The organism is Undibacterium sp. 5I2 (assembly GCF_035019605.1).
In the GTDB taxonomy this organism is placed as follows: domain Bacteria; phylum Pseudomonadota; class Gammaproteobacteria; order Burkholderiales; family Burkholderiaceae_D; genus Undibacterium.
The window spans coordinates 1-19,890 of sequence record NZ_JASJVS010000043.1; the positions used below are offsets into that span (position 1 = coordinate 1).

Genomic DNA, 19,890 nt, shown 5'->3' on the forward strand with positions numbered 1-19,890 from the left:
TAATGATACCGACTCACTACCCTTTTGCGACAGCCTCTGAAGGCCGGGGTTTCAAACCCTAGTCAGATTTTTGATGGCTCAAGTGATGACGACTGAATGCCTGAACAAACTTTGGCATAGGAAGGAAGGAATATCTATCAGACAAGCCCGAAATAATGAGGGGAATGAGTCAGACAAATACTAAAATTGAAATTATCTAACAGGCGGTGGCGTTGAAAGTAGGCTTGCGAAGTCGCGCAGCATGGCCGCTGCGCCAACATGTCTTGTCATGCCGCTAGCGCTGCGAAGATATGATTATTGTGAAGAAGAAATTAAACCCATTTCCATCGCATATTTGAACAGATCGGCTTCGCGTTCTATACCCAGCTTTTTCATCGCACTCGATTTCTGCGAACTGATGGTCTGCTTGCTTCTACTCAACACCTCGGCGATTTCCGTCACACTTAAACCGGATGTGTAATAGCGCAGAATTTCGAGCTCGCGTTTGGTCAGCTCGCTTTTGCTGACGTTGCCACGCGTATTATTTTCCAATTCCTGCGCCATCGCCGCAATGGTTGGTGAGAAGTAACTGCCGCCGGCGGAGGCGACATGGATGGCGGGGATGAGATGCGTGGAATCATCCGATTTACTCAGAATACAACGGATGCCGGAGCGGATCAACGGGCGCAGCACGATGGGACTGTCGAGCATCGTCATGATGACAATTTTGAGCGCCGGATAACGGCGCTGAATAAATTCAAACAAGGCCATGCCATCGCCGTATTCGCCGCCAGGCATGGAATAATCAGTGACTAGAATATCGCAATTTTCTGTTTCCAATACCGCGATCAATTCGCTGGAATTTCTGACTGTAGCAACGACTTCTATGGTGGCCATTGCTTGTAGTGCTTGCCTGTTCCCGATCAGTATGGCCGGATGATCATCGGCAATGACGATACGAAGTGAAAACGTCGACATGTTTACCTTAAAGTGATTGAATAAAATGCTTATTGCGTGACACCATTATTAATTTAGCGTCGAGGCAGTGCTGCTGATCGCGGCTGGGCGCGCGAGCCTTTTCTTAAAGCAAGTTATTGATGGTTTCATCATTTCCACGTTTCCAAACCAAACGCATCGATTGTTTGCGCATGGCTGAAGCGAACATAAAATCATTGACGCTGACGACAAATTTTTTTGCATCATCTTCATCGAGTGACGCGTAGCTAGCAAGCAACTCTCCGATTTTTGCTGAGTGATTGAGCCCAGTAATGAAGTCTTTTGCATCGCCATATGATAAGTCAGCAAATTCGCGTAACAAACGATTTACTTTATCATCAGATCTGAGCTGCATGTGTTGCATCGGATTCCTGTCCATTAAATTCTGTAAAAATACTGCCAGCCTCAAGTGCGAGCGCGCGTCCCTATGTCGACTCTGCCATTGAGTAAGTACTATAAGCGTTCAACTGAAACAAATTAATAGTACAAATACTAAAATCAATATAATTTAATAGGACTGGATCGCATTTTTTTATTTACTTATTTTTTTTAAAAAAATTTCTGTGCACCGTTTGGAATCAGGCTATGTGTTAGCCCCGTTTTATTCAATGTATACTTGAATAAACGCCAAACATTAATTGATTCAATCCGATTAATGAAATGAAATTACTGAAATGCAATTACGTGATGTCGAAGCAGTTCGGCCTTATATCAGCAACAATCAGCGATCTACTATGAGTGAATTGAAACTAAGCAACGACATTCAAAATCTCAGCGTCTATCAACGCCGTTTTTTATTCGGCGGCAGTACGCTACTGACCATCGCCATTCTGGTAGCCTATGTGCTGGCCATCACCTCGAGCATACAAAATTATATTGCCGAAGGCGAAAGTGTTTACCTGACGCACAGAACACTGTTATTACTGGAAGTGTCGAAAGCAGAAAACGCCTTGCATAGCGATGTATTGGCAGCAGAAACGCCATGGGAGGATTGGCAAGAATCAGTCTATCATTTGAACGAAAAGCTGGTGCAGCACGGTGGCATGCTGCGCATTGGTGGCATGGGTAAAATCAATCCGCAACTATTGCTTGCCGACACCAATCACGCGAATGCGGCGCAACACTATGCAGCCATGTGCGCAGTGAGTGAAATTCTCAGTTACGAAAATTCCGCCAATTCAAGTGCCGATCCACGTCGCGTATCAGGGTATTTTTTCAATTTGGACCGTAGCTTTTTGTCGATTTTCCCACCGCCACCGACGAGCGCATCCGCCATTGCTCAGACACCAATACAGCTGCGTCGCTTGATTGCCGATATCACGCCGACCATCGACGAACTCGAGCTTCCCACTGTTGCTGCGGAATTAAAACAATCACGCCGCATCATTTGGCAAGCGCTGGCACGCGATCCCTTTTCCGGCATAGATAGTTTCAAACTGGTACAAGCGGCATTCAAAGACCGCTCGCCATTCGCGGTCATCGTCAGGAATTTTCCTGGAAGTATTATTTTCAAGCAACTGCATCAAACGCCTTATGATGGCAATTTCATGCTCATCGGTCCGCAACGCGAGTTGCTGTTCAGCACTTGGTTCAAGCAAGCCTCCGACCCAGGCCTGACTGAGCGCGTGCTGCAGTCAGACAGTTGGTTACAGAATCTCGATTCCTCTGCATTTTTTTACCATGATGGTATGTTCACCATCAGTGAGCCGCTGGGCGGGACTGGTTGGATTTTTGCGTATGCTTATTCGTGGCGCACCATACTTGAAGCAAAGCTATTCAGTATGCTGGCCTATACCAGCGGTGCCGCGGCGCTGATCGCCTTGCTCTGGTGTTTGGTGTTTATATTCGACCGACGGATTTTTATTCCTATCTTGCAACGTTCGGAACGCGTGTTTGAAAGTGAAGCACTGAACCGTAGCATTATCGCGCGGGCACCATTTGGTATCAGTCTGTTGTCCCTGCACGATGGCAGCGTCTTACTCAACAATGACACGATGGCGGCGTATGAAAATACCGAGCAACCGCTGTCGCAAAAAATGCTGGCCTTGTATGCGCAACAAACGGATAACCCGAGAGCACCGGTTGATGCGTATGATATGAGCTTGACCATGAGCGACGGCGATGAGCGGCATTTATTGGTCAATTTAGTCAATAGCCGCTTCCAAGCACAGGAAGTGTTATTGTGCCATTACGTCGATATTACGATTCGCAAACGCTTGGAACAAAAATTACAGGAAGCCAAGATGGCGGCCGATGCGGCCAACCATGCCAAATCGGTTTTTTTGGCGACCATGAGTCATGAAATTCGCACGCCACTCAATAGCATACTCGGCAACTTGGAACTTTTATCTCATTCCAGTTTGAATCAATTACAACAGGATAGGGTCGAACGGGTGGTCGCCTCGTCGCGTAGTTTGCTGGCAATTCTCAACGATATTCTGGATTTTTCCAAAGTTGAATCAGGGCAAATGTTTTTGGAAAATATTCACTTCAATGCCATCAGTTTGGTCGAGCAAGCGCTGGCAGATTTTGTGTACTTGGCCCAGGAAAAAAACTTGTCTTTATTTTTCACCGTCACACCGACTACTCCCCCATGCTATGCCGGCGACCCGACCCGGCTGCGACAAATTCTGCTCAATCTTTTGAGTAACGCCATCAAATTCACCGACCATGGTGCCATCAGCGTCACACTCAGTTATCGTGAACCACACTTAGTATTGCAAGTCAGCGATACCGGTCTCGGTATCAACCCAGCGCGGCAACAGCAATTATTTGCACCATTCATCCAAGCTGACAGCTCAACGACCCGGCTTTACGGCGGTACTGGTTTGGGGCTGGCTTTGTGCAAGCGTGTGATCGACTTAATGGGTGGCAACATTGTGCTCGACAGTGAAGAGGGGCGCGGCAGCAGCTTTACGGTCAGTATGCCACTGCTCGTGGCAGCCCACTGGCCGGCGCTGCCGCTCGGCTTACCCGCTCGGCTGCAGCTATGGTGCCCGCAGCGCACTTGGCAAGCCGCTTTACTCCCGCATTTCACGGCTTGGAATATCCATGTCACGCTGCTGTCTCATCCCGATCAAGTACAGGAAAAAAATGCTTTACTGGTGCGCGTAGGAACCGATTCCCGCGCAGCGGAAGCACGCATGCCATCACTGCACTCGTCCACTGGCTGGTTACTGGAATTGACAGAAAATGGCCCGCGCACGGCAATTCATGGGACCCGCCACACCTTGCTGTCATGCTACGCATTGCTAGCCTTACAGGCTAGCCTCATTGATATTGCCAGCGCCATGCACAACAAGCAGTCGTCGGCGCTACTGGCGGCGCTGCCTAACGCGGCCAAGCCGGTTTGGGATGGCGTGCGGGTGCTGGTGGTAGAGGACCATCCGGTGAATCTGATGCTGATTGAAGAACAACTGACCGTGCTCGGCTACCATATCACGGCGAGCGATTCGGCCGTCAATGCCTTGATTCTTTTCAATCAAAACAACTACGATGTCGTACTGACCGACCTCGGCATGCCCGGCATGAATGGCTATACCTTTGCGGAGATCTTACGTAAGCAAGGCGCGACCTTGCCCATCATCGCCATCACCGCCGAAGCCTCGGTGGAAGAGCACCAACGCTGCAAACAAGCCGGGATTGATGAAATCTTGTTGAAGCCTGTGAGTTTGGAGCAACTTGAGCGCGTCGTCACGGCGGCACTCAGCGCGCGTGCGCGCGGCGATTTCAAACTGGCGTATACGCCGGCAGCGCAGAGTTTGAGCGTAGAATTGCGCCAGGCCTTGTACCAAACCACACAATCTTCGCTGACGACGATCCGGGCTGCCGTCGCGACGCGTGAAGCGAGCAGCATCAAGGCGGAATTGCACTCCTTGCGCGGCGCCTTTGCCATGCTGAGGCAGACGCAGGTAGTGGCGGCGTGCCATGACTTCGATCTCTGCGTGCAGCGTGGTTTCAGAGGCAGCGAGGCGGCGCTGGCCGCATTAGAACGCTGCCTCGACGAGGCCTTAGCGCGTTGTTGAGGCAGTTGGCGGTGGTACGGTGACAGGGTCGAGCTCGAGATAGCGCCAGGCGGTAAAGTTGACCGGGTGGCGCAGGTAATTTTTTAACCATGGCTGTGTCAAATCGGCCGACAAGGGATGCAGGCGCAGCACCCAAGGATTGTAGCCGTGCACCAGTAACGCCATCTGCCGATACAGTTCACGGCGTTCTGGCGTGTCACTCATTTTAGCCGCTTGTTCATAGCGCTGATTAAACGCCGGTAAATTGAAGTGCGCATAATTGGCCCGCCCGATATTTCCACCATATAAAAGTTGATAGAAATTTTCTCCGTCCGGGAAGTCGGCAATCCAATTCGCTTCGGTCATTTGCACTTTACCCAAGCGTGCCGCGCGCAGAATTTCGGACATTTTGTCAGATTTGAAGCGTACCCGCAGGCCGAGTGCCGAGAAATTTTTGCGCCAGACTTCGTCACGCAGGCGACCGGTGGTACTGGCTTGCGTATGCATGAGCAATTCCAAGGGGCGGCCATCGGGCAGACGGCGATAATGATCGGCTGCGCGCGTGTAACCGAAGTGGTCAAGCAAGGCATTGGCCAACACCAGATCATGCCGCAGCGGACTGCGAAAGCCGGCATCATAGCCGAGCACGTTCGGTGGCAGCGGCGATTGCGCGGCAAGCGCTAAGCCTTTCTCTGACAATTCGATATCTTGTTGACTGTCATAGCTGAGCGCGATCGCACGGCGCAGGGCAATTTTTTCCGCTGTGTATCCGCCGATCACAGGGTCTTCCATGTTCATCCACATGTAATAGGTCTGCAAGGTGGGAAACAAGGCCAGCCGTATACCTTGCTGCTGCACTCGAGGTAATAATTTTCCTTGTTTCATGACCATGTCGGACAGCAAAGGCGGCACTTGTTCGAGGTAGTCAAATTGCCCTTCGAGGAAGCTGAGTACGCGCGTTTGTGGTTCTTCAACAATGGAAATGCGAATTTGTTGAATACGCGGCAAGGTTTTACCTGCCAGATCGGTGGCGATGGCTTGCTTGAGCGTATCGCCAGGGGCTGCCGTTTCAGCAAACACCACGCGGCGATAATCAGGATTGGCCTGTAATACCAAACGATAACTGCGCTGCCATTCACTGAGACGATACGGACCGGTACCGACTGGATGATTGCCGACATCGCTGCCATATTGCTCCACCACTTCACGTGCCAAGGCGGACACGGCATTGGTTGCCAAGATATATAAAAAATTGCTGTCTGGCGCATTCAAACGCAGTTGCAAGGTATACCGGTCAAGCACTTGAATACCGGCGATGTCGGGCGCATTAGCAAATTTTTTGCCGTTCACAAATTGCTTGGCGCGCCATTTCTCGTCGCCAACCAGTTTTCCTTCAAACATGAATAGCCACGGCGATTTCAAGCTTGGGTCATACAGTCGTCGTAGGCTGTAAGCATAATCGGCGGCGGTCAATTCGCGCGGACGGCCTTGAAATACCGGGTCGGGCGTAAAATGTATACCTGAGCGGAAACGCAATATATAGGTTTTGCCATCAGCGCTGATTTCCGGCATCGCTTGCGCGGTATTGGCTTGGAGTTTGAGCGGGCGCGCCAAGTATTCGTAGCTGAGCGGCGCTTCGAAAATATTTTCATTCAAGCTCACGGTCGTCACATCGGTCGCAACGGCCGGATCCAGCACGCCCTCGGGAGTGGTTAATAAGACACGCAGAATTTTTTCCGCTGCGCTGGCGTGAGCGACTGTTAGCAGTAAACAAAAAATGATGCCTGCCAGGCCGAGCAACTTGCGGCCAGAGCGCAAAGGCTTGCCAAGCTCACGCTGGCCATGCTGGGGGTGAGTGTGATTCATGGGGCTTTCTTACCGAAGGCGGGGGCGACGCGTATCAGCGCCGTCACGATGAAGGTGGGCACTGCCGCCAAACAAATCCAGACGAAAAAATGGGCATAGCCTAGCGCCTCTTGCAAATAGCCACTGTACATACCGGGCAACATCATGCTCATGGCCATGAAGCCGGTGCAAATCGCATAATGGGCGGTTTTATGTTCACCGTCAGAAACCATGATCATGTACAAAATATAGGCGGCAAAACCAAAGCCGTAGCCGAACTGCTCAATAGCAACTGCACTGCCGATCAGCAATAGCTTATCGGGCTGCGCCAACGCCAGATACACATAGGCCAGGTGGGGCAGATTGATGGCCAATGCCATCGGCCACAGGCAGGCTTTCAAACCGTAGGCGGCAATCGCCAAGCCACCCAGCAAGCCACCGAGGCTCAGCGCCAGCATACCTATGCTGCCGTAGATAATGCCGACGGCTTGGGTGGATAAACCGAGACCGCCAACGGCACGGCTATCGAGTAAAAAAGGAGCGGCCATTTTCAGTAACTGGGCTTCACCGAAACGATAGAACAGTAAGAAGGCCAGCATGCTCCATACTTGTTTTTTTTCCATAAATTTCCGGAATACCAGCAAAAACTCTGCCAGCATGTGGGGGCCGGCCAGAGCTGGCCGATCACTCTGAGGTCGCGGCAATGCATGGCGATGCCACACAGCCAAGCCGATGAATAGTGCCGCGAGCACGATGAACACCAAACTCCAAGCCAAAGTCACGCTGCCACTGTGCTCGGCGACCGTGCCAGCCAGATAGACTAAAGCGCCCTGCCCGGTGAGCATGGAGATGCGGTAAAACATGCTGCGTACCCCGACATAGCGCGCCTGTTCATGCGGCTCCAGCGCCAGCATGTAAAAACCATCGACACTGATGTCGTGGGTCGCGGCACTGAAGGCCAGCAACCAAAACAGCGCCAGGCTGGCTTGAAAATACCAGGCCAGCGGCATCGTCAAGGCGACCAGTGCAAACACGGCACCGATCAGCAACTCCATGCTGCAGATCCAGTGTCGTTTGGTACTGAGCAGTTCCACCAGCGGCGACCACAAGGGTTTGATCACAAACGGCAAATACAGCCAGCTCGTGTAGAGGGCGATGGCGGTATTGTCGACACCAAGGTTCTTATACAGAATCACCGACAGCGTCATGACGACGATGTAGGGCATACCTTGGGCAAAGTAGAGCGAGGCGATCCAAGTCCATGCCGAAGTGCTGTGCGCCGCTTCGGCTGGTACTACATCCAAGTGCAGTTGTTTACCCATGACAGGGGCCTGTCAGTGGGCTATATTGTTGATAATAGTCAATTTTTTTCATTGCTTTACGCGGAATGTACCAAGGCAGAAGGCCTTTCCCTACGACCACGCTGTATCATAATCGAAGCGCATTATCATGCGATGCAAGTATATTTGGCAATGCCTGTTTTTTTCCAAGAAAATTTTTTATGAATACACCTCCCTCCTCGCCTGTCAGCGTGCCTGTACTGGCCTTGGGCATAGATACTGGCGGCACGCAGACGCGCTGGGCCCTGGCCAATGACGCTGAAGAAATTATCGCCAGCGGCACCGCGGCTGGCCTCAGTGCCTTGCAATTAAGCAATCACGATGGCAAGCAAGCGTTTCATCAAGTTTTATCGTGCTTGGCCGATACCGCACGTAGCCATGGAATCTTGCAAACGGTCCGCGCCGGCATTACCGGTTTGGGAGATGATATTCACAGCCAGCAATTGCATGACATGCTGGCCAAGACCTTGGGCTTACCGAAGAGCTCTATCCGTCTGAGCAATGATATCGAAATTGCTTATCTTGATAGTTTCAAAGCCGGTGCCGGTTACCTGATCTACGCCGGTACCGGTTCGATCGCCGCCTTCATCGATGAAGCCGGTGAATTTCATCGTGCCGGTGGCCGCGGCTATCTGCTCGACGATGGTGGCAGCGGTTTCTGGATCGCACGCGAAGCGATGCGGCATATTTGGCGACTGGAAGATGAAGCACCAGAGCAATGGCGGCATTCGCCATTGGCGCAAGCGCTGTTCCATTTGATCGGCAGCAGCGATTGGAATGCCTCGCGCGACTTCATTTACCATCGTGGCCGCGGCGAAATCGGCACCTTGGCACTGGCGGTGGCCGCCGCAGCGCACACGGATCCGGTCGCGCTCGATATTTTGCAGCGTGCCGGTGTCGAGTTGGCGCGTTTGGGCATGGCTTTATGCCGCCGCTTCGGCAAACGACCAATGGTATTGAGTGGCAGAGTGCAAGAATTGCATCCGATTATTGTAGAATCGATGCGCGCGCATTTGGCTGATGATATCAGTCTGCGGCAAAGTATTTGTCAGGCGCACTTTTCTGCGGCACGCTTGGCCGCCCAACATTTGAAAGCCTTATGAAAAAAATTCTTTTACTCACTTTGCTGGCCACCCTGCTCAGCGCCTGCAGTACCATCATTCGTCCCGATGCCAGCATTGCTGCGCGCGGGCAAGAAGACCGCGTACAATTTCTGATTCTGCATTACACTGCACTCGATCAAGCCGCCTCGCTGCGGGTATTAAGCCAACAAGAAGTCAGCGCCCACTATCTGGTTGGCAATGAAAATCCACTCAAAGTCTGGCAACTGGTCGATGAAAATCGCATGGCCTATCATGCCGGTCTGAGCGAATGGAAAGGCTACAGCCGTCTCAACGCCAGTTCCATCGGCATAGAAATCGTCAACCTTGGTTATCAGGATACCCCAACTGGTCGGGTTTACTATCCGTTTCCGCAAGCGCAGATCGATCAAGTGATTGCCTTGGTCAAAAGCATCTCGACTCGCTATAAAATTCGTCCCCAATACATACTCGGTCATTCCGATATCGCGCCACAGCGCAAGTCTGATCCGGGACCACTGTTTCCTTGGAAGCAACTTGCCGACGCCGGTCTGATTCCTTGGCCATATCCGGACGAGGTAGCGATTCGGCAGGTTGCTTTCGAACAAGAACTACCGACGACGCTGTGGTTTCAGCAAAAACTGGCTAAAATCGGTTATACCATCAAGCAAGATGGGGTATTGGATGAGGCGACGAGAAATGTTTTGATCGCGTTCCAGAGCAAATACCGTCCGGCAAACTTTGATGGTATTGCTGATGCGCAAACTGCGGCGATGATCGAAGTGTTGCTGAGTAAGTTACCCTAAGCCGTACTGCTCAATGATGGGCGTGGTTGAATAATTCGTGGATTTCTTCGAAGCGGTCATCGATATCATCATGGCCGACACCCAGAAATTCACAGGCCAGGCTACCGCCTTTTTCCCACTCTGCCAACGGCTCTTGCGCGCGGTAGAGGTGGATCGCGTAATCGGCCAGCAGCGAGAGCGCAACTAAGGTGCGCACCGTTTCGCTGGTGCTGAGATCGGTCAGCACGCGGTAATCGTGATGCAGTAAAATCGCCATCGAAATATCTTCTGGCAAGGCCCAAGTACGCGCCATCAAGGCCCCGATCGAGGTATGGCTGGTGTGGTGACGCACTTGCTCTACCGCGGTGAATGGCGATTCCCATTGTTGCTGGGCCAGCACCAGGGTTTGCTGATAATCGGGAAAACGCTCCAGCAGCAAGGGAATGCCGATGTCGCAAAATAACCCGTAAGTATGGGCCAGATCGGGCGAGCAGACACGCCAATGCTGCGCCAGATGCGACATCGCCAAGGCCCGTTTCGATGATTCATCCCAAAACTGCGCCAGAGGCACTCTCTCAATCTGTATCGCTTGACGCGCAATGATGCCAGTCATCAGCAAGCCGCATTGACGCATGCCTAACAGACTCACGGCATGCTCAACCGACGTAGCTTTAAGGCGCAAGCCGAACAGGGAAGAATTACTTAGTTTGAGCAAGGATGCTGACATGGCAACGTCGTTGGCAATCATCGCGGCCAACCGCCGCGGATCGGGTTCCCGGCTGGCCAATTCGGTCTGCACATCGAGCAACAAACTCGGGCGCGCCGGTATCCGTATCGTCTTGATCAAGGCATCAACCGAGAGTTCGTTGGTCATGGGAGTAGGTCTGGATGAGGTCATGTTAACGAATCAAGGCTGGAAGCGTCAGGAAGGTCTGCCATTCTAACGGATTAGTTGCGCTAGGGAACAATTTCTTCCCCCATGGAACAAACCGCGAGCGGCAACTTACTTAAGTGGGATCCTCACACTGCGCTCGACCGGCACGGCCGTAACGCTGTTTTTCGGTGAACCATCGATGATTTTGTCGGAGTAGGTCAAATACACCAAGGTATTGCGTTTTTGATCGACAAAACGAACAATCCGGAGTTTTTTAAACAAGATGGACAAACTTTGATTGAACACTTCCTCTTGTTGCTTGACCGTCCCGACGAAGCTGATCGGTCCAACCTGACAGCAAGCGATAGCCGCATCGGCCTTGTCTTCAGCCAAGCCTAGCCCGCCGCTGATGCCACCGGTTTTGGCACGCGACACGTAACAGGTCACGCCATTGACCTTGGGGTCGTCATACGCTTCAATCACTACTTTATGGTCGGGACCGATCAATTTGAAGGCAGTATCGACGGCACCGATGGTCTCCGCCTGCGCACTTGCAGCACCCAGCAAGAGCAGCGCAGTGATGGTGATGATTCGTTTCATGCAGAGATGTCCTTTTTCATTGAAAATATTTCAAGCTAAGCAGCATCACACCACGCTCTTGTTCAAACGCGAATGCCGTTTGCTGTAGAGAAAGTAAATGGCGATGGCGACGGCCATCCAGATGAAAAACACTTGAAATGTCAGAGTAGACAAGTCTTTTAAGATATACAGGCAGGCCGCAATACTGAGCCCCGGTATCAAGTAAGGACCGAAAGGCACGCGAAAGCCGGCACTGCCATGGCCGATACGTTTATGCCGGATAACCGGGATGGCGCAGGAAACCACAATGAAAGCGACCAAGGTACCCATGCTGACCATATCCCAGAGGAAGGTGGCATCGATCAGCCCAGCCACACAAGCAACCACCAGCGACACCAGCACCGTGTTGATGACCGGCGCGCGCGTGCGTGGATTGACGACCTGAAACGAGGCCGGGATCAAGCCATCTTTACTGATCGCGTACAAGATGCGACTCTGTCCGTAAATCGTCACTAGGGTGACGCTGAACACAGAAATCACCGCACCGGCCGATAAAATCAAGGCTGGCCAGCCTTTGCCTGTAACGTTCTGCAAAATCACCGCCAGCCCGGCTTCTTGTCCGGCAAATAAGGCAGCCGGTTGCGCACCGACAGCCGCTACCGCAACAAACAGGTAAAAAACGGTGACGATCAGTAGAGCCGCCATAATGCCGAGCGGAACATTGCGTTTCGGATCTTTCACTTCGGCACCGGCAGTGGCCACTGTGTCGAGTCCGATGAAGGAAAAGAACACCGTACCGGCCGCTGCCGTGACACCGGCCATACCGGCCAAACCATGGGTATTATCGGTATTAAAAAATGGCGTGAAATGTTCGAGATGAAAACCGGAAAAGGCGATGACAACAAAAAATGTCAGTATCACCAGTTTAATCATGACCATCACGGCATTCACGGTGGCGGACTCTTTGGCACCACGCAACAGCAAAAAACAACAGATGGCGACCAGCACCATAGGTGGGAAATTAAATTGACTGGGATGAATTTCCAATCCGTGTGCGCCGGCAATAATCATCGGCGTTCGCAGCATTTCCGGGATATGCCAGCCTATGGCATTTTCGAGAAAATTATTGAGATAAGCAGACCAGCCTATCGCCGTCGCGCTTGCGGCTAAGCCATATTCCAACAACAGGCAGCCGGCCACGACAAAGGCGGCGAACTCACCGACGGTAGCATAGGCAAACGAGTAAGACGAACCGGAAGCGGGAATGCGCGCTGCCAATTCGGAATAGCACAAGGCGGTCAAACCGGCAGTCATGGCGGCGATCAGAAACGATAAGACCACCGAGGGACCGGCTTTGGGAACCGCTTCGACCATGGTGAAAAAAATCCCGGTGCCGATGGTGGCGCCGACCCCAATCATGGTCAGTTGGAATAAGCCTAGCGTGCGATGTAGTCCGAGTTGCTGTGCCGCTGCTTCGTCGCTGAGCAAATCATGGGCTTCGACCGGTTTGGTGCGACCTAATTGTTGAAAAAACGATGGTAGTCTCAAGATTTATCCTTTTTTTTCTAATGCATGTTCATGCGTGCTGACGCGACGCGGCCGAGTAAGAAGCAAGAAGCAAGGCTGTGGTAGAAGCAAAGCCCGTTCCCGCCAAGTCGGCACCCGCGTGTGCGGCCGTTTCAACTCGTGAAAGCATCATCATAACGGTAAATTCCGCAGCGATGAACACCCTTCTGTCGTTTTTTAAGGAATCACTGTGGTGAACAAATACACCGCAAAGATCACCAAATGTATCGTGCCCTGCATGATTGTGGTGCGACCGGTGCCGAGAGAAATCGTGGTCACGAACAAAGACAATAACAATAAGACCGTCGATTTTTGATCTATCCCCAGGCTCAGTTGCCAGCCGGTCAGTAAAGAAATCACTGCCACCACCGGTATCGTCAACCCTATACTCGCCAGTGCTGAGCCGAGTGCAAGATTGATACTGGTCTGTAAGCGATTGGCACGTGCGGCGCTGAGGGCAGCTATTCCTTCCGGCAACAACACAATAATTGCGATGATGATGCCGACCAAGGCCTTAGGAGCACCGGCAGCAGCCACGGCCGCTTCCAGCGAGGGTGCCAGCGCTTTGGCTAACAAGACCACCACCACCAAACAAACGATGAGTAAGCCGGCGCTGCTCCAAGCCATGCGCGTCGACGGTGCCGGCGCATGGATGGCTTCGTCGTTGGCCTCTACTTCGGGTAAAAAATAATCGCGATGCCGCACGGTTTGCACCAGCACGAAGGTGCCATACAAGGCCAAGGAAACGACGGCGATGAATGCCAACTGGCCCTGACTGTAATGCGGACCGGAAACGCTGGATGTGAAATTTGGTAATACCAAGGTCAGCACGGCCAAGGCGGCCAAGGTGGCCAGCGCGGTACTGGCACCTTGCAGGCCGAAGCTTTGCTCGCCGTGGCGAATTCCACCGAAGAGCAAGCACAGACCGATGATGCCAGTCAGAATGACCATGATGGCGGCAAACACGGTGTCACGCGCCAAACCAGCCGTCACTTCGCCGCCGGCCAACATGAGCGAGACGATCAGGGCGACTTCAATCAAGGTGACGGCCAGCGCCAGCAACAAGGTGCCGAACGGTTCACCGATTTTATATGCGACGATTTCGGCATGATAGACGGCCGTCAAGACGCCACCGAACAAAGCCAGTGTCAGGACCAGCGGGTAGAATGCGCCGAAGTTGCCGAGTACTCCGGCCAGCGCCACCCAGCACAACACGGGAACCAGCAGGGACCAGCGTGGCAGAGTGGGAGTAATGATCATGAAGGGTCGCTTTATTGGCTGAAAAACGGTTGCGGGGAGAAAAAATCAGTATGGTAAGCATAACATCAAAGCTCACGACAACACCGCTGCTGCCGTCGGCAAAGACAAAATGCCGCCCGCAACACCGGGGGGGCAGCGCTGAACGGCAAGTCTGTTGAACAGCCACATCAACAGGTAGATGTACCCGTGATGTCGGCGGTATGCAGCAAGGGTATCCTTAGGGAAGCGCGCTGGGCTGCGTCAAAAACTCAGTTTTAAGCAAATCGGCGGCGCTCGGTCTATGCTCTGCATCAAGATGACAGAGTGCGACGAACTCGCGCAATTCACGTGGTAAGTTGGCTGGGATATGCGGTTTTCCGCCTTGGAGTTGGATATGTTCGGTTAATGCAAAGCTCTGGATCGGACCAATGCCTCCCTCGTATTCGTATTCCAAGGGCTTTCCGCTGGCCAACAGCAGTGTCAAACTGCCTAAGGCCCAACTGTCGGCATTCGGCTTGCTACCGGTTTGGTTGATGCATAGTTCGGGTGGCACCATGGAGGCGCGCTCGGACTCGAGGCCCGCTTCGTGGGGAAGTTCAAAAACATGCTCAAAAGAAGCGCCGATTTTCGGCGTCGCGTCGACAAAATTCTCGCCATCACAATCAAGAAACACGGTAGCGCCCTGAACATGATTATGCACATTCCCATTTTCATGCAGATGCGCTAATCCGCTCGCCATGCCTTTGATCAGCGCTTGCACCGATTCTATCGGCTGGGGCGTTTGGAATAAGAGATTGAGCGGGTAGCGGACACTGGCCTCGGTGATGACTTCAAACGCTGGACCATCCAATAGCGTTGCCGGGGCTTTGAAGTGTGCGCTTTGCAGCGTCATCACATTTTCATGCCGTACCGGCGTGCGTGCTGCGAAGTAGCTTTGCAATCGGTCGATTTGTCCTTTTTGCTCATGCTCCGTCATGGATAAACAAATATTGATCAGCCCAGCTTGCTGACCGGTAGGCCGCCCTTGACGCATTTGATCAGCTACATAGTAGGAGGATCCACTCCTATCAATCGAGTATAATTTAGCCGGTTTGTAGGTACACGCTGAGGCCTGCTTTGATGCGCCACGGAAATTGAGCCTACTCAGCAAAGAGCGCCGACCTTGACTGGTCGGCTTGGCCGCAGCAGCGCACTGCACTTCGCTCTGCGAAGCTTGGGCAGCGGCCAAGGATGTGCGCTGTTGGCGCGCGGGTGTGTTGGAAAAAACACTGAGGAGACGGGCGGGAGAAAAGGGAGAAACGGGAGACATGAATCGCTTTCTGAAAAAAAATCATCGGAACTCGGGAAGGCGATAAAAGACATTTTCCCGAGATAATAATCTTAGTTTTTTTTCCGCGCAGCAGTGCATCAGAAAATTCTGTTTTTCTTGTAAGAATTTTCTCAAAAAATCTGCTGATCACGCTGCCAGCGACATGTACTTGACGTCCTCCCCCACCTTAGCCTGAGGGCTGCTGCTTACGCAGAAAGAGGCTGTCGCAAAAGCCTGGCAGAGGTTTTTTTATATCTAAAAATACCGCATGCCTTAGACTGATCATTACCCACATTCAGGTCAATTGAATCTCCACCCAGCCGCCCAAGTCGTCATTTCTACCTGCGCGGGAATGATGAGACGAGAGCATGGGAGGTCGCAGGGACTCTGCCAACGAGCATGAAGTTTTTCGCCGTTCCAGGACCGCGGACTTTATAATCGCACACATGATTTTTTCGGAGCTACCATGAGCATTGCACTGACCGTGTTTTTCAAAGCCCTTGTCGTGGTACCTGTGACGGTATTACCTATTCTCAATCCTATCGCGATCGCGCCGATTTTTCTTTCCATGACCGGGCCGATCGAACCGCAGTTGGCGAACCGACTGGCGAAACGAATTGCCCTCAATTGTTTTTTTCTTTTGCTCGGTGCTATCTTCATCGGCTCGTATGTGCTCGATTTTTTCGGCATTTCCATTCCCATCGTGCGGGTGGCGGGTGGCATCGTGGTCAGTATGGCTGGCTGGAAGCTGTTGAATGATCAAAGTCAGGATAAATTGCTCAATTCAGTCGCCGCCACGCATGGTGGCAGTTGGAGCCGCGAAGAATTGCGCACGCGCAGCTTTTATCCCTTCAGCTTTCCGCTCACCGTCGGCCCGGGCACGATAGCGGCCGCGGTCGCGCTCGGTGCGCAAATGCCGCACAAGCCGGTAGATTGGCTGGTCACCGGCATTGCCTCGGCCATCGGGGTATTGTTGACAACCTTAGTAGTGTATCTATGCTATCGCTTTGCACGCAATATGGAACGCTTTCTCGGCGACATCGGTGCCACCGTGGTATTGCGTTTATCGGCATTCATCTTGCTGTGTATCGGTATTTCGATAGGCTGGGCCGGTATTTCTGACCTGATCAGCGAACTACCTCTGAACCGGGGCTGAGCTATCCTATTTACTGGCATCGGCATGGCAGGCACAGGCCTCGCCATGTGCGGCTGCCACCAATTCATGCAAGATGCCGCACTGCTTGCCTTGGTGGCGGTCGTCACAACGGGCGCGTAACTGGCTCAATTGTTTCTCCAGGGCCCGCATGCTTTTCAGCCGTGCTTTAACGCGCACGATTTGCTGATCGACGAGGGCATTGATATCGCCACAATCTTCGGCCGGTCGCAGCATGAATCCGACCAGTCTGCGCACATCGGCCAACGGTATATCGAGCGCACGGCAATGGCGAATGAAGGATAGCCGTTCCAAATGCGCGGCGGTATAGTTGCGATAACCATTGTCTTCGCGCTCGGGGGCCGGCAACAATTCTTGTTTTTCATAGTAGCGTATGGTTTCGAGGTCGACCCCGGTGGCATTGGCCAGTTCACTGATGCGCATGATTGCTCCTGGTAAGACTGCTCAAAAAAAACTCAGTATATCGCTTGACCCTGTAGTGGCTACGCGGTTTACACTGGATTTACCTTATCGTATTGAGAGCTATCATGACAGAGAAAACTATTTGCTGCGGACATACGCACAGTCAGGCAGTCGATACCGGCGCTGCGCACAGCCACGCTCACGGGCACTCCCACGATCACGCGCGCACCGACGAACCTGGCCCAGCGCGCGCAGCAACAGCCATCCCAGCCCATGCTGAGCGTCTGCGCTTGCATATCAGTGCGATGGATTGTCCTACCGAGGAAGCCTTGATACGGCGCAGTCTCGGCAGCCTGCCACGCGTGCTCGGGCTCGATTTCGATTTACTCAACCGCATTCTCACGGTGCACCATGAAGCCCAGGATGTGGCTGAAATTCATGCCAAATTGCACGCCATCGGCATGCATGGCAGCGTGCTGGGCGAACACGCCAGCGCACCGGTTGCGGCAGCGCCGGCGCATCCCTACCGCCGCCTGGCGATCGGTGCGCTGGCCGCCGCTGCCGCTGAAATCAGCGCATGGATCAGCGGCGCTGAGACTTCTTGGCTGGTGGCGCTGTTGAGCATTAGTGCCATTCTGATTTGCGGCTTACCAACATTGAAAAAAGGCTGGATTGCTTTACGCCATTTCACTCTCAATATCCATTTACTCATGACTGCCGCTGTGATCGGTGCCTGCGCGATCGGTCAGTGGCCGGAAGCGGCGATGGTGATTTGTCTGTTTGCTGTTGCCGAGACACTCGAAGCCGCCAGTCTGAGCCGCGCCCGCGACGCCATCAGCGGCTTACTCGATCAAACACCGGAAACGGCGCTGGTGGCGCAAGCCGATGGTAGTTGGCTGGCCCAAGCGACTGAGCACATCGCGCTCGGTGCCTTGTTATTATGCCGTCCAGGTGACCGCATCGCGCTTGATGGCGTGATCGAAGATGGTCGCTCCAGCGTCAACCAAGCCGCCATCACCGGTGAAAGTATGCCGGTGGAAAAAAACCGTGGTGATACTGTGTATGCCGGCAGTCTGAATCAAACCGGCGCTTTGCAAATACGCGTGAGCGCCGCCGCCGGCGCCACCATGCTCGCGCGCATCGCACACTCCGTCCAAGAAGCCCAGAGCCAACGCGCGCCGATGCAAAGTTTCGTCGATCGCTTTGCCTCCATCTACACGCCGCTGGTGTTCGTGATCGCGCTGCTGACAGCGATACTGCCACCACTGCTGCTGGGCCACAATTGGCATGACAGCCTGTATCAAGCTCTGGTCTTGCTGGTGATTGCCTGCCCGTGTGCCTTGGTGATTTCTACCCCGGTCACGGTGGTCAGCGGCTTGGCATTGGCGGCGCGGCGCGGTATTGTCGTCAAAGGCGGTTTATTTCTGGAGCAAGGACGACTGCTGAAACACTTGGCCTTCGATAAAACCGGTACTTTAACCGAAGGCAAACCGCGTCTGAGCCGCAGCATCAGCCTGTCATCACTCAGCCAGGCCGAGGTGCTCCAATTGGCTGCCAGTCTCGATGCCAATTCCAGCCATCCGCTGGCATTGGCGCTGCTTGAAGCTTGCCCAACTGCGCTTACCGCAGTGACGCACGCCAGCTTGTTTGAACAAGGTCGTGGGCGTGGCGTACAAGGTGTGATCGAGGGACTATCGTATCAATTGGGGAATCGCGCCATGCTCGCCGCCTTGTCTGCCAGCGCCAGCGATATGCCGGCGCTGGAGGCGACTGCCACAGGCTTGGAAGCGCAAGGTAACAGTGTGATTTTTCTGTGTTGCGACGGCAAGGTACTCGGGATCTTGGCGATTGCCGACCAAGTCAGAACGAGCACCCGTAGCGCCATCGATGCTTTGCATAAACTCGGCATCAGCAGCTTGATGTTGACTGGCGACAATGACGCAAGCGCGCAAGCAATCTCGCAACAAGCCGGGATCCGCGATGTGCGCAGTCAGTTGTTACCGGAAGATAAGCTGACGGCGATCGCCGCGCTGGCAGAACAAGGAGTGACCGGCATGATAGGCGATGGCATTAACGATGCGCCAGCCTTGGCACGCGCCCATATCGGCTTTGCCATGGCGGCCGGCAGTGACACGGCCTTGGAAACTGCAGATGTTGCGTTAATGCAAAATGACTTGAGGAAATTACCTGAATTCATCAGTATTTCACGCCAAACCCATGCCGTCTTGTGGCAAAACATCAGTTTCGCGCTGGCCGTCAAGCTGTTGTTCTTCGTGCTTGCCTTCAGCGGTCACGCCAGTCTGTGGATGGCTGTGTTTGCCGACACCGGCACGAGTTTGTTAGTCGTGCTCAACGGTGTGCGGCTGTTGACTTATGCTGCCAAGCTGGAATCGGCAGCGGCTTGAGCCACCTCGTTGAGCATCAAGGCATGCTCAACCTGAACCGACTCGTCACCGATACGGCTTTTCCACGCACGCAGAAAGTAGCTTCTCTCAGTAGGCGTGGGAGCGGTATACCAAATCACCATCAGCGTGCCTTTGTGATCATGGATTTTAGCCAGCTTGGAGAGGCAGTCGACGTTGCCATCGATATCGGCCAAGCCTATCGCGTAGCCATAGACGCGGCTCAAGCGATCGATGCGATCCGGTTCGGTTTCGCTGTTGGTTGCGGAAATTTTCGGGTGGTCCAGAAACATAGCTGCTCTCCATGGTAGGGGTAC

Annotated in this window: 16 protein-coding genes; 5 read left to right on the forward strand and 11 right to left on the reverse strand. The window is 53.2% G+C overall.

Annotated elements, in window-relative coordinates:
- Window positions 1-294 precede the first annotated feature (294 nt).
- Entirely contained in the window at window positions 295-957 is a 663-nt protein-coding gene (locus QN359_RS14295; RefSeq protein ID WP_322250990.1) for a response regulator transcription factor, read from the reverse strand.
- Between the two features lie 103 nt (window positions 958-1,060).
- Window positions 1,061-1,339 carry a hypothetical protein gene (locus QN359_RS14300; RefSeq protein WP_322250989.1) on the reverse strand — a complete coding sequence of 93 codons (279 nt, stop codon included), beginning with the start codon at window positions 1,337-1,339 and terminating at the stop codon, window positions 1,061-1,063.
- Window positions 1,340-1,709: 370 nt separating this feature from the next.
- Between QN359_RS14300 and QN359_RS14305 the strand changes: the two genes are divergently transcribed.
- Window positions 1,710-5,000, forward strand: a complete 3,291-nt coding sequence (locus tag QN359_RS14305) for a hybrid sensor histidine kinase/response regulator (RefSeq protein ID WP_322250988.1) — start codon at window positions 1,710-1,712, stop codon at window positions 4,998-5,000.
- On the opposite strand, the gene QN359_RS14310 is transcribed toward QN359_RS14305, so the two are convergent.
- Window positions 4,986-6,845, reverse strand: coding sequence for an ABC transporter substrate-binding protein (locus tag QN359_RS14310; RefSeq protein WP_322250987.1), 1,860 nt, complete (start codon window positions 6,843-6,845; stop codon window positions 4,986-4,988). The genes QN359_RS14305 and QN359_RS14310 overlap by 15 nt on opposite strands.
- Window positions 6,842-8,146, reverse strand: coding sequence for an MFS transporter (locus QN359_RS14315; protein WP_322250986.1), 1,305 nt, complete (start codon window positions 8,144-8,146; stop codon window positions 6,842-6,844). Before QN359_RS14315 ends, QN359_RS14310 begins: the two co-directional genes overlap by 4 nt.
- Window positions 8,147-8,325: 179 nt before the next feature.
- On the opposite strand from QN359_RS14315, the gene QN359_RS14320 reads away from it, so the two are divergent.
- The gene (locus QN359_RS14320; protein WP_322250985.1) at window positions 8,326-9,267 is read left to right on the forward strand and encodes an N-acetylglucosamine kinase; all 942 of its coding nucleotides are present in this window, start codon (window positions 8,326-8,328) and stop codon (window positions 9,265-9,267) included.
- On the forward strand, window positions 9,264-10,049 hold the full coding sequence (locus QN359_RS14325; protein WP_322250984.1) for an N-acetylmuramoyl-L-alanine amidase: 786 nt from the start codon (window positions 9,264-9,266) through the stop codon (window positions 10,047-10,049). Before QN359_RS14320 ends, QN359_RS14325 begins: the two co-directional genes overlap by 4 nt.
- 10 nt (window positions 10,050-10,059) lie before the next feature.
- On the opposite strand, the gene QN359_RS14330 is transcribed toward QN359_RS14325, so the two are convergent.
- From QN359_RS14330 to QN359_RS14350, 5 genes are all read right to left on the reverse strand, one after another.
- Entirely contained in the window at window positions 10,060-10,902 is an 843-nt protein-coding gene (locus tag QN359_RS14330; protein ID WP_322250983.1) for an HDOD domain-containing protein, read from the reverse strand.
- A 129-nt stretch (window positions 10,903-11,031) separates the two neighbouring features.
- Window positions 11,032-11,502 carry a CreA family protein gene (locus QN359_RS14335; RefSeq protein WP_322250982.1) on the reverse strand — a complete coding sequence of 157 codons (471 nt, stop codon included), beginning with the start codon at window positions 11,500-11,502 and terminating at the stop codon, window positions 11,032-11,034.
- Between the two features lie 45 nt (window positions 11,503-11,547).
- Window positions 11,548-13,029, reverse strand: coding sequence for an APC family permease (locus QN359_RS14340; protein WP_416200226.1), 1,482 nt, complete (start codon window positions 13,027-13,029; stop codon window positions 11,548-11,550).
- Window positions 13,030-13,224: 195 nt separating this feature from the next.
- Entirely contained in the window at window positions 13,225-14,307 is a 1,083-nt protein-coding gene (locus tag QN359_RS14345) for an ionic transporter y4hA (protein ID WP_322250981.1), read from the reverse strand.
- 217 nt (window positions 14,308-14,524) lie between these two features.
- Complete coding sequence (locus QN359_RS14350; protein ID WP_322250980.1) at window positions 14,525-15,595, reverse strand: protein kinase domain-containing protein; 1,071 nt, start codon at window positions 15,593-15,595, stop codon at window positions 14,525-14,527.
- 466 nt (window positions 15,596-16,061) lie between these two features.
- Between QN359_RS14350 and QN359_RS14355 the strand changes: the two genes are divergently transcribed.
- Entirely contained in the window at window positions 16,062-16,751 is a 690-nt protein-coding gene (locus QN359_RS14355) for a MarC family protein (protein WP_322250979.1), read from the forward strand.
- Window positions 16,752-16,757: 6 nt separating this feature from the next.
- On the opposite strand, the gene cadR is transcribed toward QN359_RS14355, so the two are convergent.
- A complete protein-coding gene (gene cadR, locus QN359_RS14360) occupies window positions 16,758-17,192 on the reverse strand; it encodes a Cd(II)/Pb(II)-responsive transcriptional regulator (RefSeq protein ID WP_322250978.1) in 435 nt (144 codons plus the stop codon).
- Window positions 17,193-17,296: 104 nt separating this feature from the next.
- Here cadR and QN359_RS14365 point away from each other — a divergent pair, with 104 nt between their 5' ends.
- The gene (locus QN359_RS14365; protein WP_322250977.1) at window positions 17,297-19,576 is read left to right on the forward strand and encodes a heavy metal translocating P-type ATPase; all 2,280 of its coding nucleotides are present in this window, start codon (window positions 17,297-17,299) and stop codon (window positions 19,574-19,576) included.
- On the opposite strand, the gene QN359_RS14370 is transcribed toward QN359_RS14365, so the two are convergent.
- On the reverse strand, window positions 19,543-19,866 hold the full coding sequence (locus tag QN359_RS14370; RefSeq protein WP_322250976.1) for a hypothetical protein: 324 nt from the start codon (window positions 19,864-19,866) through the stop codon (window positions 19,543-19,545). The two genes, QN359_RS14365 and QN359_RS14370, sit on opposite strands and share 34 nt — an antisense overlap.
- Window positions 19,867-19,890 lie beyond the last annotated feature (24 nt).

Excerpts from the sequence above, each read along its gene's own strand:
- cadR (WP_322250978.1), bottom strand. The coding sequence starts at position 17,192 with ATGCGCATCAGTGAACTGGCCAATGCCACCGGGGTCGACCTCGAAACC.
- QN359_RS14335 (WP_322250982.1), bottom strand. The coding sequence starts at position 11,502 with ATGAAACGAATCATCACCATCACTGCGCTGCTCTTGCTGGGTGCTGCA.
- QN359_RS14345 (WP_322250981.1), bottom strand. The coding sequence starts at position 14,307 with ATGATCATTACTCCCACTCTGCCACGCTGGTCCCTGCTGGTTCCCGTG.
- QN359_RS14310 (WP_322250987.1), bottom strand. The coding sequence starts at position 6,845 with ATGAATCACACTCACCCCCAGCATGGCCAGCGTGAGCTTGGCAAGCCT.
- QN359_RS14350 (WP_322250980.1), bottom strand. The coding sequence starts at position 15,595 with ATGTCTCCCGTTTCTCCCTTTTCTCCCGCCCGTCTCCTCAGTGTTTTT.
- QN359_RS14365 (WP_322250977.1), top strand. The coding sequence starts at position 17,297 with ATGACAGAGAAAACTATTTGCTGCGGACATACGCACAGTCAGGCAGTC.
- QN359_RS14295 (WP_322250990.1), bottom strand. The coding sequence starts at position 957 with ATGTCGACGTTTTCACTTCGTATCGTCATTGCCGATGATCATCCGGCC.
- QN359_RS14355 (WP_322250979.1), top strand. The coding sequence starts at position 16,062 with ATGAGCATTGCACTGACCGTGTTTTTCAAAGCCCTTGTCGTGGTACCT.
- QN359_RS14320 (WP_322250985.1), top strand. The coding sequence starts at position 8,326 with ATGAATACACCTCCCTCCTCGCCTGTCAGCGTGCCTGTACTGGCCTTG.
- QN359_RS14370 (WP_322250976.1), bottom strand. The coding sequence starts at position 19,866 with ATGTTTCTGGACCACCCGAAAATTTCCGCAACCAACAGCGAAACCGAA.
- QN359_RS14330 (WP_322250983.1), bottom strand. The coding sequence starts at position 10,902 with ATGACCAACGAACTCTCGGTTGATGCCTTGATCAAGACGATACGGATA.
- QN359_RS14325 (WP_322250984.1), top strand. The coding sequence starts at position 9,264 with ATGAAAAAAATTCTTTTACTCACTTTGCTGGCCACCCTGCTCAGCGCC.
- QN359_RS14305 (WP_322250988.1), top strand. The coding sequence starts at position 1,710 with ATGAGTGAATTGAAACTAAGCAACGACATTCAAAATCTCAGCGTCTAT.
- QN359_RS14300 (WP_322250989.1), bottom strand. The coding sequence starts at position 1,339 with ATGCAACACATGCAGCTCAGATCTGATGATAAAGTAAATCGTTTGTTA.
- QN359_RS14315 (WP_322250986.1), bottom strand. The coding sequence starts at position 8,146 with ATGGGTAAACAACTGCACTTGGATGTAGTACCAGCCGAAGCGGCGCAC.